This is a genomic window from Polyangiaceae bacterium, from assembly GCA_016715885.1.
GTDB lineage: Bacteria > Myxococcota_A > Polyangia > Polyangiales > Polyangiaceae > Polyangium.
In genome coordinates this window covers 214,397-231,876 of sequence record JADJXL010000004.1, presented here as the reverse complement: position 1 = coordinate 231,876, position 17,480 = coordinate 214,397, and the positions used below count along the sequence as shown (strand labels likewise).

Annotated in this window: 15 protein-coding genes; 6 read left to right on the top strand and 9 right to left on the bottom strand. The window is 61.0% G+C overall.

Annotated features, from left to right (window positions below; translation table 11 throughout):
* The first annotated feature begins 35 nt into the window (after nt 1–35).
* The 6 genes from IPM54_09270 (at nt 36) to IPM54_09245 (ending at nt 5,436) form a co-directional block, all read left to right on the top strand.
* Nucleotides 36–980, top strand: coding sequence for an ROK family protein (locus IPM54_09270; GenBank protein MBK9260012.1), 945 nt, complete (start codon nt 36–38; stop codon nt 978–980).
* Nucleotides 981–1,133: 153 nt separating this feature from the next.
* Nucleotides 1,134–1,508, top strand: coding sequence for a helix-turn-helix transcriptional regulator (locus tag IPM54_09265; GenBank protein ID MBK9260011.1), 375 nt, complete (start codon nt 1,134–1,136; stop codon nt 1,506–1,508).
* Between the two features lie 240 nt (nt 1,509–1,748).
* Nucleotides 1,749–3,047, top strand: a complete 1,299-nt coding sequence (locus IPM54_09260) for an Hsp70 family protein (GenBank protein MBK9260010.1) — start codon at nt 1,749–1,751, stop codon at nt 3,045–3,047.
* 334 nt (nt 3,048–3,381) lie between these two features.
* Nucleotides 3,382–3,756 (top strand): helix-turn-helix transcriptional regulator, encoded by a 375-nt coding sequence (locus tag IPM54_09255; GenBank protein MBK9260009.1) that lies wholly within the window; start codon nt 3,382–3,384, stop codon nt 3,754–3,756.
* A 160-nt stretch (nt 3,757–3,916) separates the two neighbouring features.
* Nucleotides 3,917–5,014 carry a redox-regulated ATPase YchF gene (ychF, locus tag IPM54_09250; protein ID MBK9260008.1) on the top strand — a complete coding sequence of 366 codons (1,098 nt, stop codon included), beginning with the start codon at nt 3,917–3,919 and terminating at the stop codon, nt 5,012–5,014.
* A gap of 50 nt (nt 5,015–5,064) precedes the next feature.
* Complete coding sequence (locus IPM54_09245; protein ID MBK9260007.1) at nt 5,065–5,436, top strand: YkgJ family cysteine cluster protein; 372 nt, start codon at nt 5,065–5,067, stop codon at nt 5,434–5,436.
* Nucleotides 5,437–5,457: 21 nt separating this feature from the next.
* Here the strand turns inward: IPM54_09245 and IPM54_09240 are convergent, their stop codons facing one another.
* The 9 genes from IPM54_09240 to IPM54_09200 all read right to left on the bottom strand — a co-directional run bounded on the left by IPM54_09240 (nt 5,458) and on the right by IPM54_09200 (nt 17,312).
* Complete coding sequence (locus tag IPM54_09240; GenBank protein MBK9260006.1) at nt 5,458–6,603, bottom strand: hypothetical protein; 1,146 nt, start codon at nt 6,601–6,603, stop codon at nt 5,458–5,460.
* Between the two features lie 104 nt (nt 6,604–6,707).
* Complete coding sequence (locus IPM54_09235; GenBank protein MBK9260005.1) at nt 6,708–8,141, bottom strand: HAMP domain-containing histidine kinase; 1,434 nt, start codon at nt 8,139–8,141, stop codon at nt 6,708–6,710.
* On the bottom strand, nt 8,138–8,830 hold the full coding sequence (locus IPM54_09230; protein ID MBK9260004.1) for a response regulator transcription factor: 693 nt from the start codon (nt 8,828–8,830) through the stop codon (nt 8,138–8,140). Before IPM54_09230 ends, IPM54_09235 begins: the two co-directional genes overlap by 4 nt.
* The gene (locus IPM54_09225; protein ID MBK9260003.1) at nt 8,827–11,922 is read right to left on the bottom strand and encodes an efflux RND transporter permease subunit; all 3,096 of its coding nucleotides are present in this window, start codon (nt 11,920–11,922) and stop codon (nt 8,827–8,829) included. Before IPM54_09225 ends, IPM54_09230 begins: the two co-directional genes overlap by 4 nt.
* On the bottom strand, nt 11,919–13,001 hold the full coding sequence (locus IPM54_09220) for an efflux RND transporter periplasmic adaptor subunit (protein ID MBK9260002.1): 1,083 nt from the start codon (nt 12,999–13,001) through the stop codon (nt 11,919–11,921). Before IPM54_09220 ends, IPM54_09225 begins: the two co-directional genes overlap by 4 nt.
* A complete protein-coding gene (locus IPM54_09215; GenBank protein ID MBK9260001.1) occupies nt 12,998–14,239 on the bottom strand; it encodes a TolC family protein in 1,242 nt (413 codons plus the stop codon). Before IPM54_09215 ends, IPM54_09220 begins: the two co-directional genes overlap by 4 nt.
* Nucleotides 14,240–14,323: 84 nt before the next feature.
* Entirely contained in the window at nt 14,324–15,127 is an 804-nt protein-coding gene (locus IPM54_09210; GenBank protein ID MBK9260000.1) for a putative DNA-binding domain-containing protein, read from the bottom strand.
* The gene (locus IPM54_09205; protein ID MBK9259999.1) at nt 15,114–15,995 is read right to left on the bottom strand and encodes a DUF692 domain-containing protein; all 882 of its coding nucleotides are present in this window, start codon (nt 15,993–15,995) and stop codon (nt 15,114–15,116) included. Before IPM54_09205 ends, IPM54_09210 begins: the two co-directional genes overlap by 14 nt.
* Nucleotides 15,996–16,178: 183 nt before the next feature.
* The gene (locus tag IPM54_09200) at nt 16,179–17,312 is read right to left on the bottom strand and encodes a DUF3089 domain-containing protein (protein MBK9259998.1); all 1,134 of its coding nucleotides are present in this window, start codon (nt 17,310–17,312) and stop codon (nt 16,179–16,181) included.
* Between the last annotated feature and the right edge of the window lie 168 nt (nt 17,313–17,480).

Below are 17,480 nucleotides of genomic sequence, written 5' to 3'. Positions count from 1 at the left end.
GGCATGACAGCAGCATGCCGCGGGCAAACCCATCCATGACGAGGTCGACTCGGACAAACCCTGCGCTCGTGGGGGCCATCGAGGCAGGAGGAACCAAGTTCGTATGCGGCGTCGGTTCCGGCCCTGGCGACGAATTGCGCAGCAGGGCCAAATTTCCCACGACCGACGATCCTGCTCGGGTATTGGCGCAGGTCTGCGCGTGGTTCGAGGCGCAGCAGAGGACGCACGGAAAGCTTGATGCCATTGGGATTGCGTCTTTTGGTCCGGTCGACTTGGATCGAGCGTCTCCGACGTATGGTTTCATGACATCGAGTCCCAAGGCGGGCTGGCGCAATACGGACATCGTCGGTGCTTTGCGCAGGGTTTTTCCCGACATTCCCATTGGATTCGACACGGATGTGAATGGTGCTGGTCTTGGCGAGTTTACCTGGGGGAATGCGCGAGGGCTCGAGGATTTCGTTTACATCACGATTGGAACGGGCATTGGTGCGGGTGGGATGGCTGGTGGGCGCCTCCTTCATGGTCTCGTGCATCCGGAAATGGGGCATCTTCGGCTTCCGCGGGTGGGAGGCGATACGTTCGAGGGCGTTTGTCCTTATCACGGGTCGTGTTGGGAGGGTTTGTGTTCGGGTTTGGCGATGCAAGTGCGCACGGGGATGCGGGCGGAAGAGCTACCGGCGGATCATCCGGCGTGGCGTTTGGAGGCGCAGTACATTGCGTTGGCGATTGAAAACATCATGTATGTTCTTTCGCCTCGAAGAATCATCGTGGGAGGGAGTGTTCGTAAAGGTGGTCAGCTTGGGGAGGCTCGATTTTTCGACTGGATACGCCGAGGCGTGCAAGCGTCGCTCAATGGTTACGTCGTTTCGTCGTCGGTGGGTGCGGGCATTGACGAGTACATCGTTGCTCCGCTGCTTGGTGACGACGCCGGCGTGTGTGGAGCCATCGCGCTTGGATTACGTGCAATGGGCACGGGCTGACGCAACGTGGCACGCGTAGGCGCGGCGCAAGCCGTGGTTTCGGTTCGTCGGCGAACATTCGAGTCCGGCATGCCAAACCGCAGGGCCCAGACAAACTTCATCTCGATCGATTTTTCGTTTGTCTTGGCGCGCGGCTCGTGGTAGGTCATCGGCATGCCCAGGCGAATTGAACCAGATCCTTCTGCCTTGAAAGTCGGCGAGCGTCTTCGGGAGCTCCGCCTCGAGCGCAACATGTCCCTTGCTGAATTGGCTGATGTAGCCGAGTTGTCGAAGGGGCATCTTTCCAGCGTCGAGCATGGTCTTGCTGCGATCACCATTCAGACGATTTCGCGTCTGGCCAAAGGTCTTGGTGTTCCCGCGCTCTATTTGCTCACGTTCCCGCCGGATGACGAGCGTGATCAAGTAGCGGAGCTGGTGCGCAAGCTGCCTTCGAATGAAGTGGTGAAGTTGCGGCGCGAGCTCACGAAAACGGTCAAGGAATCGACGAAGTCTGCCAAGAGTGCCAAACCATCGGCACGCAGCCGGTAGTCCTACTCCGCCACATTGGACAAAGTGAAGCTTTGGGAGCTGCTTGATTTCACGGCGCCGCGGTGGGGCCCCACTGTTTGAGCCCGCGAAGCGGGCGAGTTTGGGGTGCCGCGGATGCCGTGAAATCAAGCCTCCCAAAGCGCTGCCAACGCAGATGGCAAAGAAGCGAGGGTGCAAATCTTGGCACCGCTTCAATTCTCCCCTTGTCAAAGACAATTTTTCGTAGCAAACCGCCGCCCCATGCGAAGCACTCCGAGCGCCTCGTTTCGGCCGGCCGTGTATGCCATCGACTTCGGCACCTCGAATTCGCTCCTCGCAGCCGCGAATGCGCAAGAAACCGCTCCCCCCGTGCCGCTCGACGATGGCGCCGATGACCCGTCGGTGCTCCGCACGTTGCTGTTCTTCGGCCAAAATGAATTTTCTTGCGGATCGAGCGCCATTGCTCAGTTCGTCGAGGGCGGGATGCAGGGTCGCCTCATCCGCTCCATCAAAAAGTTTCTACCTTACCGCAGTTTTTCCGGTACGCAGATCGGCCATCGGGTCGTCTCGATCGAAGACCTCATTGGCAGGTTTTTGCGCGTCATGCGCGAACGAGCCGATCAATACTTCAATACGCGCGTCGATCGTGTGGTGCTGGGACGCCCGGCCAAGTTTTCGCTCGATGCCGAAGACGACCAGCTCGCCCAATCACGTCTCGAACGAGCGGCGCTGATTGCGGGGTTCCGTGAGGTTTCTTTTTGCCCCGAGCCTGTTGCGGCAGCGCAGGATTTTCAGGTCGAGCTCGACAGGCCTCGCGTGGTGCTCGTCGCCGATTTCGGCGGTGGAACGTCGGACTATACCATCGTCCGGATGCGTCCCGAAGGGTTCGACCCAAGTGACGTCCTTGCGCTCGGGGGCATTTCCGTCGCCGGTGACGCGCTCGACGGAAGCCTCATGCGGCACAAGATTGCTCGTCATTTTGGCGCCGACGTGACCTATCGCGTACCGCTCGGGTCGAATACCCTCACGATGCCTCGCGCCATCAGTGAAAAACTCTGCTCGCCGGCGGACATGACGGTTTTGCAGCATCGCGACGTACTCAACTTCTTGCGTGACGTCAAATCCTGGTCGCTTGGGCCCGACGACAAATGCAAAATGGATCGGCTTTTGTGCCTCGTCGAAGACTCGCTTGCCTTCAAGCTTTTCGAGTCGATCGAGCGAACCAAGTGTGCATTGTCCTCGAGCGACGATGCCACGTTCCACTTCGATTATCCGACGATTCATTTGAACGAAAGCGTTCGGCGGGACGAATTCGAGGCTGGTTCGGCGCGTGAAGTCGGCGCCATCCTGGGCGCGCTCGATCGAACCGTATCGGAGGCGGGACTCGAGCCTGGCGACATCGACGTCGTGTGTTGTACGGGCGGCACGGCGCGCGTTCCGCAGATTGCTCGGGGCATCGAGCATCGATTTGGCAAGGGCAAGGTGAAGGAGCTGCGAGCCTTCCACTCGGTCGTTCAGGGACTTGCCGAACGGGCGCGAATGATCGCCGGCGCGTCATGACCCTTGCGCGTGGGGGCTCATCGGCGTGTTCGGCGCTCTCATACATTGCGCACCACAAACGTTAAAAACATCACAAGCACCTGCGACAAACGGTGAGCTGGGTGCTCGTCGAGTGCGCTTGGTAGCGGCTGCCTGCTTTGAACGCGCCTTGGGACGACTGTGAGGTGGGGGTGTGGCGGAGTATTACATTACCTTGCCAAACCACCCGCCGACAAACTTTTTTCTCGAGCCGGTGATTTTTTTGTTGGCCTTTCGGATGGCCCGGTGGTAATCGTCTCCATGCCCAAGCGCATTGAACCGGAACCCGTGCGCTGAAAGGTGGTAATCGTCTCCCATGCCTCGACGCGTTGAACCGGAACCCTACGCTTTGAAAGTTGGCGAGCGCCTTCGGATGCTGCGCCTCGAACGCAACCTCTCCTTGGCCGAGCTCGCCGATGTGAGTGAGCTTTCGAAGGGGCATTTATCCAGCATCGAGCATGGCCTCGCTGCCATCACCATTCAGACCATCTTGCGCGTCGCCAAGGGTCTTGGTCTCCCGCCTCTTTACATCCTCACGTTCCCCGCCGACGACGAACGCGCCCACATCATGGAGCTCGTGCGGAAGCTTCCCAGCAGCGAGGTGACGAAGCTACGACGTGAGCTGGCCAAGGCTGCGAAAGAAGCTGCGAAAGCCGCCAAGCCGGTCAAGCCGCAACGTTCTCGAGGCTGAGCCCTTCACGCCATCGTCGCCTTCAACCGCCCGCCATCGGCCTCCCAGCGCGCACGTTAGCCCGCGACCAGACGCCTGCCAAATTGCGTGCGCATTCGCTTGAGCTTCCGTCCGGGGCGTGCTAATTCCGCGCGCCCTTCAATCCACACGCACTCTTCCTATGGCACTGAAAGTCGCGATCGTCGGTTTGCCGAATGTAGGCAAGTCCACTCTGTTCAACGCCCTCACCCAAACGGCTGCAGCTCAAGCGGCCAACTACCCTTTCTGCACCATCGAGCCCAATGTGGGCGAGGTGGCCGTTCCTGAGCCGCGCCTCGAGAAGCTCGCGGTGCTTGCTGGGTCCAAGGACATCATCCCGGCTCGGATCAACTTCGTCGATATTGCTGGCCTGGTGCGAGGGGCTTCCAAGGGCGAAGGGCTCGGCAACCAGTTTCTGGCCAACATTCGCGATTGTGATGCCGTGGCGCTCGTGGCTCGGTGTTTCAAGAACGACGATGTCACGCACGTGGAAGGACGAGTCGATCCGCTCGCGGACGTGGACATCATCGAAACCGAATTGATGCTGGCGGACATAGACAGCTTGGAAAAACGCATTCCGAACTTGGAAAAACGCATCCGGGGCGGAGACAAAGAAGGAGCGGCGACGCTGCGACTTTTGAAGCTTGCGCTCGAGCAGCTTCATGCGGGGCGTCCGGCCTTTGCGGCGAAGGTGGAGCCCGAGGACGAAAAAGCTTGGCGCATGCTGCAACTGTTGACTGCAAAGCCGGCGCTTTATGTATGCAACGTCGAGGAAGCTTCGGCGGCGACGGGCAATGAGCTATCCGACGCCGTGGCAAAGCGGGCGGCGCAGAATGGGGCGAAGTCGGTCGTGATTTCGGCGCAAATCGAAGCTGAAATTGCGCAGCTCGGAGCGGCCGAACGAGCCGAATTCCTCGAAACGTTGGGGTTATCCGAGCCGGGGCTCAATCGATTGATTCGCGAGGCATACGCGCTCTTGGGGCTGCAAACCTATTTTACCATCGGCCCGAAGGAGGCGCGCGCATGGACGATTCCGGTTGGAGCGACGGCGCCGCGGTCCGCGGGAGAAATTCATACGGACTTCGAGAAAGGCTTCATCAGTGCCGAAACGATCACCTATGAAGATTACGTGCGATACGGCGGCGAGGCGGGCGCATCGCAGGCGGGGAAAATGCGCAAAGAAGGCAAATCGTACGTCGTGAAAGACGGCGACGTGATGCACTTTCATTTCAACGTTTGACCGTGACGCGGCACTTGCCATCGTAGAGCGGCTGCCATAGCCTTTCGCCCATGCCGCTCGCTCCGCTAGAAGGACGACCCGATCCGAACGGTGCCGATTGTGTATCGTGCGGGCGCTGCTGTCATCACGGCCCGCACACGGTCATGCTGCACGAGAGCGACGAGGAGCGAATGGGTGCGGACGTCTTGCGCCGACTTACCGTTTTGCTCGACCGTCCTCCGTTTTTCCGATTCGTCGAGAACGACGGCGAGCGGTGCGGCGCCCTCGATGTCTCGGTTCCCGACCACTTTCCTTGCTCCATCTATGCGGTTCGCCCGGAAGGCTGTCGTGAGGTCGAGCCTGGTTCGCCCTGTTGTTTGGAGGCGCGGCGTCTGGGGCATTTGGGCAAGAGCGTCGAATTCAAGCGGCCGCGTGGCGCGTAACATGGCCACGCCAAACTGCATTCAAGGTGCGCATTCGGCAAGCAATGTATCTCGAATGAAGGTTGCGCCTTCGATCGACTGATCCATTTCGTGGGCAGCTCCGGCAACGTATGACACCTTCACGTTCGCGCCCTTCGCGGAGAGCTCGTTATAGAGAGCGGTCACGAGCGGCTGATACGCCCCGGGGTCGAGTTTGCCCACGGCGAAATGGACGCGTGCGCCATCGAGCGATGCGGCATTCGGTCCCACATCGGGGCTTGCTGCTTTCAGAATATCGAGGTCGCCTGCCATGGGTGCGCTGCAGCGCGTGGCTCCGCCGAACGATTGGTCAATCAGCGATCGCGGGCCATTGCCGAGCTGACAGCCGGTGCTTGCGCAATCGGGGCAACTGCCTGCTTTGAGGGCCGCGCATTCCGCCGTCCACGCCACGTCCAAGGCCCCGTTGCACGCATAATCGAGCCGGTGGAACGGGCCCGATGTCGGCAAGGCATAATCGAGCACCTTGCCTGCTTGTTGCCACGTCACGGCATACCCGATTTCCGCGCTTCCTCCCGAGTTGCCCGTGGCACAGAGCAATTTGTCCTTGGCCACGTTCTTCTTCAAATACCGCGCGAGAGCCGCATAACGGCAAGCTGCCTGCTGCGGGCCATCTTTGGCGCCCGTGAACCATCCGCCGGGCCAGCGTCTGTCAAGCACGGTAAAACCCGCATCCATCAAGGCTTTTCGCTGCACGAATTGATAATATCCCGTCCCATCACCGCCGCTGCCGAAGATGATCGCTCCTTTCGTTGCTCCTCCAGCAGGCTCGAAATACGCCACATCGACGATTGCGGGGTCAGCCCCTCCGCAAACGACTTCGTAGGATTCGCATTTCGTTGCCGCCATGACCTGTTTCTCGCAAGGCTCTGCGCGAAGCGTCACGGATTCCGCTGGCACACCGCCGCCCCCCGCGCCGCCCATGCCAGCCGAGCCGCCAGCTCCAGCGTCACCACCGGCGCCAGCCGATCCGCCTCCTGCGCCACCACCACCATCACCCCCGCTGCCCGCGGAACCTCCACCCGAGCTGCTGCTGCTGCCGGTGTTCGTGCTCGTATTGTTGCCGTTGCCTCCGGAACAAGCCGAAAGCGTGAAAAGAATCGATGTAAGCAAGACGAAATGAACACGCATGGAACCCATCCTATCAACGCCGCTTCGTGCGGCGCCCGACATGGACACGGCAATGGGTCTACACGTAAAAAATTATCGTGGCAAAAGGCCGTGCACAAAACCGCTCACACGACCGGCGTCCTTGCACCTCTCGATGCGGTATCGCCATCCGGTCGATCCGCGCGCCGAGGCGCGAGCCGCGGAACTTCCAGCACGAAGGTCGCCCCTTGACCATCTGCTTCCACAACATATGCCGTACCCCCGTGCCTGCGCATGATCTCGCGCACGATGGAGAGCCCAAGTCCCGCACCTTGGCCCTGTTTTTCCTTCATTCCGCGGTAAAACGGCTCGAAGATGCGTTCCACGTCCTCGGCCGCTACGCCCGGCCCCTCGTCACGCACGGACAACCGCCATACGCTCCCTGCGCCTTCGATACCCACATGAATCGTCGATCCCGCCGGCGCGTGCGTCATGGCATTGGAAAGCACGTTGTCGATGGCTTGTCGCATCGTTTGCGCTTCGAGCTGCGCCATGGCGTCCGTCGGCAATGCCAATGCAATCGTCACGCCTCGCGCCTCGGCCTCCGCTTCGCACGCCTCGACGGCTTCTCGAGCCAAGGTCACCAAATCGTGCGCCGCGACTTCGCGCGTCACCTTGCCGAGCGCCGCAAGGTCGAGCAGCCGCGTTGCAAGCTCCGACAAGCGAACGACTTCCTTGCGAGCCTCGGCAAGCGCCTCGCGCAATTCGTCGGCCGTTCGCTCCTTGCGCAAGGCCAGGTCCATTTCCGTGCGCATCAGCCCCAGCGGCGTGCGCAGCTCGTGCGCCGCATTCGCAATGAGCCGCTCTTGCGCATCACGCGCGGCGCGTAATCGCTCCATTGCATCCGCGAGCGCTACGCGTAAATCGGCAATCTCGTCGCCCGTCGGATCCGGCGGCAAACGCCACGCGAGCGCCCCGCCTCGCAGTTCCGGAAGCTGCGCCGTCATGTCCGCGATTCGACGGCTCATCTTTCCCGCTTGCCCCCATTGCACGAAAAACAAAAGCGCCGCGGCCATGGCCACGAGCCCCAGCGTCGCCTGCCAATAAAGCCGCATCGTGACGTCGATTTCCGACAGCGGGCTCTCCAGCGAAAGCACGAATTGCTCACCCGACGGCGATTTGACGGCAACGGTCAGCGTACGCATGACGCGCCCATCCGACACCACTTGCGTGAACAGCCGCGGCGTGGCGCTCGAAGCATTCACGTCCGGCGGGTCCGGGATCCACCCATCCTCGGGAAAGTGCGTCACGAGCTCGCCGGACGCGCGGAAAAGCCCCACCATGGGAACGAACGTGCGAACGTTGTCCGCCAAAGGCGACTTGCCCAAATGCAAATGCGGTTTGCCTTCGGGCCCGTCGAAGAGGCTCACGCTCTCCACCGCGGCTTGCCCAAGGAGCGCCCTGTCGAGCGCGCCGTGCAAATTCGCTCGGAAGACCAACCCCGCCGCCACGACGGCAAGCAGCAGCGCGAGCGCGGGCAATGCCGCGCCAAACACCAAGAGCCGCGCCCGAACCCTCATGAAGCGCTCCGCGGCGGTTTTTCGATCACCAGCCGATACCCAATGCCTCGAACCGCTTGAATGGCCACTGCCTCTCCGCAAATGGCGCGCAATTTATTCCGCAAATAACCCACGTACACATCGACGACATTCGGCGCGCCGACGAACCCCGTCCCCCACACCGTCCCCAAAAGCTCCGTGCGCGTCAGCGTTTCGCCCGCATGTCCCGCCAATTCCAAAAGGAGCGCGAATTCCCGCGCCGTGAGCGTTTCCTCGATGCCGCCATTCGATAGGACCCGCCTGCGCGCATCGAGCACCGCGGGACCAACCTTCGTGAGCGGTTCGTGCCCCGCGCCGCGACGGTGCAACGCTTCGAGCCGCGCGACCAATTCTTCGAAGTCGAAAGGTTTGACCAGGTAATCGTCCGCGCCCGCTCGCAACCCCGTCACTCGCTCGCCCACGGTTCCCCGCGCCGTGAGCAATAGAACCGGCGTCTTCAAACCTCGTTCACGCCACCGCCTCAGCAGCGACACGCCGTCCATCTTGGGCAGCGACCAATCCAAAATGATGACGTCGTACGCCACGTCGAGCGCCTGGTCGAGCGCCTCCAGGCCGTCCGCCGCAAGGTCCACCTGATGGCCCTCTTCACGCAAACCGCGCTCGAGCAAGCGGGCCATCTTCGCTTCGTCCTCGACGACGAACAGTTTCATGCGGCCATCGTAGCACTGGAACGAGCACGACCCAGCCAGCCATACAGGCTCGGTACGATCAAAAGCGTCAAGATGGTCGATGTGACGAGGCCCCCGACGACCACGGTCGCCAGTGGCCGCTGCACTTCCGAACCGACGCCGCGCGAAAGCATCATCGGGACAAACCCCAGTGCCGCGACGAGCGCCGTCATGAGCACCGGGCGCGCTCGGGATCGCGCCGCATTTTCCGCAGCTTCGCCAGGATCCATGCCTTCCTTTTCATTCGCGAGCACGCGGGACAGCAGCACGACTCCATTGAGCACCGCAACGCCACTCAGCGCAATGAATCCCACGGCCGCGGAAATCGAAACGGGCATGCCGCGCATCGTGAGCGCCACGATGCCGCCAACACAAGCAAACGGCACGTTGGTGAAGATGATGAGCATGGGTTTTACCTTGCGAAACGCCGCATAAAGCGCCGCCAATATCAAGGCGATGGCGGCCGGAACCACGACGAGCAACCTGCGCGACGCCTCCTGAAACGTCTCGTATTGCCCGCCCCACACGACGCGATATCCACGCGGCGGCGGAGTAGCTCGCTCCACACGCGCACGCACGCGCGCAACGAGCTCACCAAGGTCCGCACCGCGTACGTTGAAGCCCACGACAATCCGCCGCTCGCCATCTTGATGACTCACCATGCCCGGCGTGAGGAGCTGCTCGACCGTCGCCACGCGCGAAAGCGGAACGAGCCCTCCGGTCGCCGTGGGCAAACTCGTGTTTGGCAAGTCAAACGCTTCGGGTGCCCCTGCAATTCGCAGCACGACCGGAATGCGCAAAACTCCATCGTAGGTCGTGCCCACTTGAATGCCGTTTTTCACGGCTTGCACGGCATCGAGCACTTCGCCCACGCCAAGGCCCACTTGCGACGCTTCGAGCGGTTTCGGCTCGACTTCGATGAGCGACACGTCCGGTGGTGCCAAGATCTTCACATCCGCCGCTCCTCGTTCCGCCGCAATTTCCGCTGCAATTTTCGTCGACAGCTCGCGCAGTACGCTCAAGTCGGCCCCATACACGCTCACCGCGACGTCCGATACCGCTCCGCCGAGCAATTCGTTGAACCGCATTTGGATCGGCTGCGTAAAAGATGGATCCGCGCCCGGAGACGCCTCGTCCACTCGACGCCGAATCTCCTCGATGAGCGCTTCGCGCTCGAGCCCCGGACGCCACCGATCTCGTGGCGCGAGCGTGATGAACACGTCGGCTTGTTCGAGGCCCATGACATCCGTTGCGACCGCCGGGCTGCCAATGCGCGAAACCACCTGCTCCACCTCGGGAACCTGCCGCGCGGCCGCTTCGAGCTTGCCCGCTTCGACGACCGCCGTCTCCAGGCGAATGTCCGGCGCACGCGTCGTTTGCACGACCAAGTCGCCCTCGTCGAGCTGCGGCGCAAGCTCGCTGCCCGAACGAAGAAACAACGCCACGCCAATTGCACAAAGCACCAGGGCAAACCCCGCGACGAGCTTTGGACGTTTGACCACAAACGAAAGTTGCGGCCCGTAAAACCGATTGATGATTCGTACGAGCAACGGGTCGCGTTCGGGAACGTCCTTGGGCCGCAAGACCAAACTCATCGCCGCAGGTATGTACGTCAGCGACAAGACGAGCGACGTGAAAAGGGCAAATACCACCGCCAATGCCATGGGGCGAAACATCTTTCCATCGACGCCGGTCATCGTGAGCACCGGCAAGTAGACGATGAGAATGATGAGTACCGAGAAAAACACGGGGCTTGCCACATCGCTCGCCACACGGCTGATCCACGACACGCGCTCGGGTCCCTGTTTTGGCGGATTGCCCTTGTGCGATGCGTGAAACATGTGCTCGACCATGACCACGGAACCGTCGACCACGAGGCCGAAATCAATGGCTCCGAGGCTCATCAGGTTGCCCGGAATTCCAAAAGCCACCATCGCGGAAAGTGCACCGAGCATCGAAATGGGAATCGCCGACGCCACGAGCATGCCGGCGCGCGCGCTGCCGAGCATCGCGAACAGCACGACGATCACGAGCAGCCCGCCTTCGAGCAGGCTTTTGCCAACCGTGCGCAGCGTGCTCGTGACGAGCGTGCTGCGGTCGTACACGACACGCACGGCGACGTCCTCGGGCAAACTCGCGCGCACCTCGGGCATGCGTGCGTGAATGTGGTCCATGACGTCGAGCGCATTGGCGCCTCGAAGCATCTGCACCATGACGTACACGACTTCGCCACCGCCATCGGCCGTCGCCGCGCCAATGCGAGGCACGCCTCCGATGCGCAAATCGGCGACATCCGATACGCGCACGGCTCGGCCCGATTCATCGAGCGGCGAGACGATGGCGTGTCCCAATTCGGACGCATCTTTCGGCTGAGCTACCGCGCGCAAGAGTGCTTGACCGGTTCCAAGCGGCAAACTGGCACCCGGTGCGCTGCCCGTGGATCGTTCGAGCGCCGTGCGCAATGCATCGAGCGTGATGCGGCGTTGCGCAAGTCGCGCCGGATCCGCGACGACTTCGATGGTGCGTTGCTCGCCGCCCCATGTGTTCACTTCGACGACGCCCGGTACGGCACGCAAAAGCGGCGCCACGCGAATCGATGCAAGCTCGAACAATTCCGCACGCGAACGCGCGGGTGACGCGAGCGTGAAATGAAATATTTCCCCGAGCCCTCCCGTAACCGGTCCAAGCTCCGGTGCTTCGACGCCCTGGGGAAACGTGCTCGCGAGACCTCCCACACGCTCGGTGACCATTTGCCTTGCGAGATACGGGTCCACGTCGTCGTCGAAGACCACGGTCACCGCTGAGATGCCGTAACGCGAAACGCTTCGGTGTTCGTCGAGCCCCGGCAAGCCACCAATGGCCAATTCAATGGGACGCGTGATGCGCCGCTCGACTTCTTCCGGCGTGAGGCCCGGCGCTCGCGTGAGCACCAGGACTTGGTTGTTCGTGATGTCCGGCAGGGCATCGAGCTTCAGTCGCACGCCAATGACGGCGCCTGCAATCGCAAACGCCAGCGTCACGGCGACGACGAGCCAACGATGACGAATCGATAGTTGAACGAGTGCGGCGATCACTCGACGCCTCCTCCCGCAGGTTTGTCGCCGCGCAGTGCAAGCGCCAACGATGCATCGGCTGCGACTTCGTCCCCAATGCCGAGACCTCCTTCGACGATGGCATCGGCACCCGATGTCGAAAGCACTTTGACGGGTAAAACATCGCCCGTTTTTCGCAGCACGACGACGGGTTTGCCGCCCTCGAGCTTGACCGCTGCCGCGGGCACGGCCACCGCTCCACCTTTGGGATCCGGCACCACGCGCACCTTGCCGAGCGTTCCGTGAGGCAATGCGATCGGCTCACGAGCCTCGAACCACGCGGCGACAGCGCCATCTCGTCCGCTGACGCTCGGCGCTTCGGAGAGGAGCTTCAGCGCAATGGTTTGTCCGAGTGGACCGACGAAGACGTAGCCAGCATTGGCAGGCGGTTTCTGGGAAAACCGCGCCTCTACGCGAGCCGAACCGGCTCGTTCGACGCGAGCAATGGGTGGGCTCGAAGGTTCACGCGTTTCACCGAGCACCGCGTCGACTTCCGTGACGATTCCACCAATGGGGCTCTTCAGCGTCATTTTGCCGCCGGATGCCGCCAAGCTCGATGCGTCTTTGGGCCCGAGCCCCGCAATTTTCAGCGTAGCGAGCGCAATTTGCTGATCGGCGAGCGCATTCGCCATCGCGCTGTCCACCTCGGCGATCTCGGACAGACGCGTCAAGCCTTCTTTACGTAACGACTCGAGCTGCGCTTTGCGTTTGCTTTGCGCAGAAAGGCGCGTGCTTGCAGCCATGTACGCACCCGCTGCACGTCCGAGCTCCGGCATGACCACATCCGCAATGGCCGCATTTTCGGCCACCTCTTGACCATGCTCGACGTGTACCTTCAGCACCTTGGCCGCAAACGACGGCGATACCGCCGCTTTGGCACCCGCCGGAGGCAACGTTTCAGCGGGCGCTTCGAGCAGCGACAATCCTTCCGGCGCCCGCGCCGCAACCCAGGGCGTCTCGGCACTCTTGGGACTCGATTCCGCCATGACACGCGGAGCCTCTTCACGTTGAGCGCACGCACAGAAGAGCAGCGCCAAAAGCCACGACCATCGCCCGTTCATCGTGCCGTCTCCCGTTTTGCATCGATTGCCGAAAGCCAAAGCCACACTTTCACACGCGCCCAGGCATTCTGAGCTCGCGCTCTTTCCAGCCGACCACGCGCATTCGTCACGTTTCGCCGCGCCGTGATCACCTCGAGCATCGTTGCTTCCCCAGCCTCGAAAAGCCGTGTCCGATGCGAAAGCGCTTCTTCGAGCGGCGGGAGAATTGCATTCGCTATCGTGTCGACGACCTCCTGCGAATGATCCACTTCATGCAAGCCCATCGCCAAGTCCGCCACGGCATTGGCCTGTTCGCGCTTCGTTTCCCCATCGAGCTGCGTGGCGCGGGCGATCGTCACGCTTCGTTCGCGTTCACCACGATCGAACATGGGCAGCGTCAAACCCACCGCACCGAACCCGACAAACCCCCGCGGAGAATCGCGCTGCACGAAGAGGCCAACCGATAACGACGTCCCGCGCGCTGCTTTCTCTTCGGCACCGCGAGCTCGCTGCACGTCCGCCTCGAGCGCCTTCAATTGCACCGCTGGCAATGCCGAAGCTCGCTGCAATGCATCGCGCCGGTTTGCGCCCACCGGCACCGGCGCCAATGGCAAATCGCCCGTCGATCCCAGCGGATCCGCGCCCGCTGCAAGCACTCGAGCCAACAAGAGACCTCGCTCGAAAACTTCACCCTCGGCGCTCACCACCCCGAGCCTCGCTTCGGCATGGTATGCTCGCGCTTCGGCCGAATCCGCTTTCGTCGCCGCCGATGCCGCCGCGGCTTTTTCCACGAGCCGCGCGAATTCACCAGCAAGCGCCGCTTCACGGCTCACCACATCGAAGACGCGTTCGGCGCTCCAAAGATCGACCCACGCTCGCGCTGCTTCGAGTCGCTGCTGGAGCGCCAGGGCTCGAGCTTGCACCGACAATTCGGTTTCTTCCAGGCGTGTTGCCGTCGTGCGAGCTTGGGAAAGCCCCGCCAGGTTCCACGACTGCATCACGCTCGCTTGCACCTCGACGCCATGGTTTTCCGCGGGAAGCACACGGTATCCGGGTTGCACGTACAGTTGTGGATTGCTCGTCATCGTCGACATACGCCCGCGCATGTCGCGTTTTGCACCTACGGCACGTTCGGCAGATCGAACGTCGGGGGTTTCGACGGACAAACCGATCGCTTGGTCGAAGGTGACTTTTTTCTGCGCCGCTGGGGCTGAAAGGGCGACGTTTGCAGCGATTGAAAGCGCGAGCCAGGAGCTCATGTGCGGACACTAGCGCCGCGCCCATGAAGAAATCCTGAGGGAATGATGAGAGTTTTCTCAGAAAAAAAGGGGCGGCCTGATGCTCTACCGCGCCCCGAGCAGCACGTTTCGCCTCGCCAAATCGGCCAATAGCTGCGCAATCGTTTCGAGCACCTCGGGCGGTGGCGATCCGCCGTACGCCTCCATCACGGACTCACCCAGCGTTTTGCCTGCCAAAAGCCGCTCGACGATGCCTGCCGCAAGCTCACTCAGCTCCAAGAATTGCAGCTCGTATCCGTCATCCCGATATCCAAGCAGCACCGTGGATACGTGCGCCGGCTCTTCACGATCGGTCTCGTCGTCGCTCAGCCGATGCACGGCGTAGGCGTAACGCTGCAATCGAACCGAATTGTCGAACGCGACGCTTTTGTCGAGCACCAAATCTCGCTTCATGGGTTCGCGGACGTCGCTTACGGCCGTCGAAATCGCGAATTCGAACAATTCATAACGCGCCAAATCGACCAAGTATGGCGGAATCGATTCATTGTTCTCCCATTTCGGTAAAACCCAAACTACGAATTCGATGGCAACGTCGCGCAAATAATGTGACCGCGGCATTTCTTCCGTGCAATATCGGGATACCCAGGTGTCGAATGCAGCCCCGAGCCTTGCGGCCGTTCGAGGAATCTGGTTCTTGATGGCCGAACGCATGCCATTTCGCACGAGTTTTCGGTACAGCAAAATTCGCTTTGCGCCCACGCCCTCGAACGCTTCTGCGTGGTTTTCCGATAGGCCTGCGGCGTAGAGCCACGCGCGAGCATTTTCGTTGAGGAGCTCCGGTGCATCGGCGTCGCGGATCAGCCTGTGCGTAACGAGCAAAAGATCCTCGAAGTCTTCACGCTCGCTCATGAAACCCTCGCAAGCCTCGCTCGTATGCAACGCCCACGCGGCGCAATTCAACCATCAGCTCATCGAGCTTTGGGATATGGTGATCCCTTTCCAGAATGACCGGTAGCGGCCCGGTTCGCATTACAACCCATTCCAAAAGCTGCAAAACCGGGTCACACACATCAGCCCCATGCGTGTCGATCCACACGTCGTCATCTTCCCAGCGTTCGTGACCGGCCACGTGAATGGCAATCGCCCGATCGAGCGGCAATTTTTCCAAAAATGCCAAAGGATCGAATCCATAATTCAATGCATTCACGTAGACGTTGTTCACATCGAGCAGCAAATGCCCATCCGTTCGTTCGAGCAATTCGCCGATGAATTCCGCTTCGTGCATGGCGGGACGTCCTGGCACGAAGTAATGCGTGATGTTTTCCACTGCAAACGGCACACCCATGCGATCCCGCGCCTCGCAAATACGCGCGGACACGTGCTCGAGCGCTGCGCGTGTGAGAGGCAATGGCAAAAGGTCGTGCAATACGCGCCCTGCGTGTCCCGAAAAGCAAAGGTGATCGCTATGGAAGGGCGCTTCGATGCGCCTGAGAAATGCTGCGAGCTCGGTCATGTAGTCGGCATTGAAAGGATCGGTCCCGCCGACGGACAGCGTGAGGCCGTGGGTGATCAGTGGAAACCTTTCCCGCACGCGCATGAGCGCATCGAGGAAGTATCCGCCGCGCTGCATGTAGTTTTCCGGCGGCACCTCGAAAAAGGGTATTTCGGCAAGCGCCCCCGGTTCGCCCAACCTTTCGAGCACGTCGTCGATGAAGTCCCAGCGCAGTCCGAGGCCCACGCCGTGCAGGGACGAGATGGTCGAAGAGGTCGTGTGCAAGGTGCTTGTTTTTAGAACAGCGATCGGTTCATTGCAAGTGCGCCTGTTGTGAAAGAGGTAGAAGCCCGCCTATTTCCGGCGCTGCGGGGGGGGCCCCACTGTTCGAGCCCGCGCAGCGGGCGAGTTTGGGGTCCCGCAAGTGCCGGAAATAGGCGGGCTTCTACCGGGGTTTCATATCCTGGATCAAGGCCTGGTTTCACGATGCGCCGCGCGAAACGCCTCGACGCGACCCACCGCATTGTTACGCAAATTCACATAAAAGAGCTGCACTTCGATCGGGTGGTAATTGTCCGGGCCCGTCACGTGCAGCAAAAGGTCGCTTGCAAAATCCCGCTCGGGCAGTTTCTCCATGTGCTGAATCAAGAGTTTCCCATCCTTGCACGTCCCATCGGTAAACGCCGGGAGCACCGCCGGCGTTTCCGCATCGAAAAATACCGCACCCTGGTGTTTCTCGACAGGAGCCAGCACATCATCGTTTTTCCACGTCAGTGGATTTACACAAATGCGCGACGCCATGGAACGACTCGTCCCCGTCCCATCGCGATTCTTGAATTCCAGTGCATTTTCCTGGTAACGCGGACCTCTAACATTGTATGCGACAACGCAACCCCACTGGGATTCCGAATTACACACCGGAATGTCCGCGCCCAGCGTTTCCCGTGTGATCGGACCACCAATCAAGTATCCAACAACGAAATCTTTCGCAATGCTTTTCCCCCAAATTTTTTCCCGCAAGAGCCGCTCGGCAACCACCGTCCCCTGGCTATGGGATGCTAGAATGAATGGCCGCCCGGCCCCTCGCCGCTCGAGGAACGCCTCAAATGCAGCGGCAACGTCGGAATAAGCCACATCGATCGCTTTGTTGCCATCGTCGTTCGCATCCACGAACGCTTTGCCATTCGCTTGACGATACCTTGGTGCGTACACCGCACAGCACGCATTGAAGGCGCTCGCTTGAATGAGGGTCCCACCCCGCGCGGTTGCTCTGATCACCTCCGGCTCATCGATGGGCGCATTCCACCGTTTTGCCAAAGACGTCGTCGGATGAACATAAAACACGTCGGCATACGCCGCCCCGCTGCTCACTGCCGGCAATTCCTTCAGGAAAACATCCGCATCATCGTCCATCGTCGGAAGTGCGGCCCACGAAGTGTCCTTCGAATAATCCGGCGCGGCCGGCGTCTTCGTCGAATCGAAAGGCCCCGGATCCAGCGCAATGAAGAGCCACCGATCGAGCGTCGCGAAAGCTACGACCATCACCGCCATGCCCAGCAGCCCAATTGCGCCCAAAACCCGTCCCCAACGTCGCCGACTCATCACTCGCTCCTCATACCCCTCAATCGGTATCGTTCAAACCCTATTCCGCTCCATCGGCAATATTTCAACATTCGCGTAAAAATACACTGCCGCGTCAATCGCCATTTACGCATCGTGTCGCTCAAATAAAGCTTGACGAGTCCTTATTTTCCAGCTCTCATCGATCCC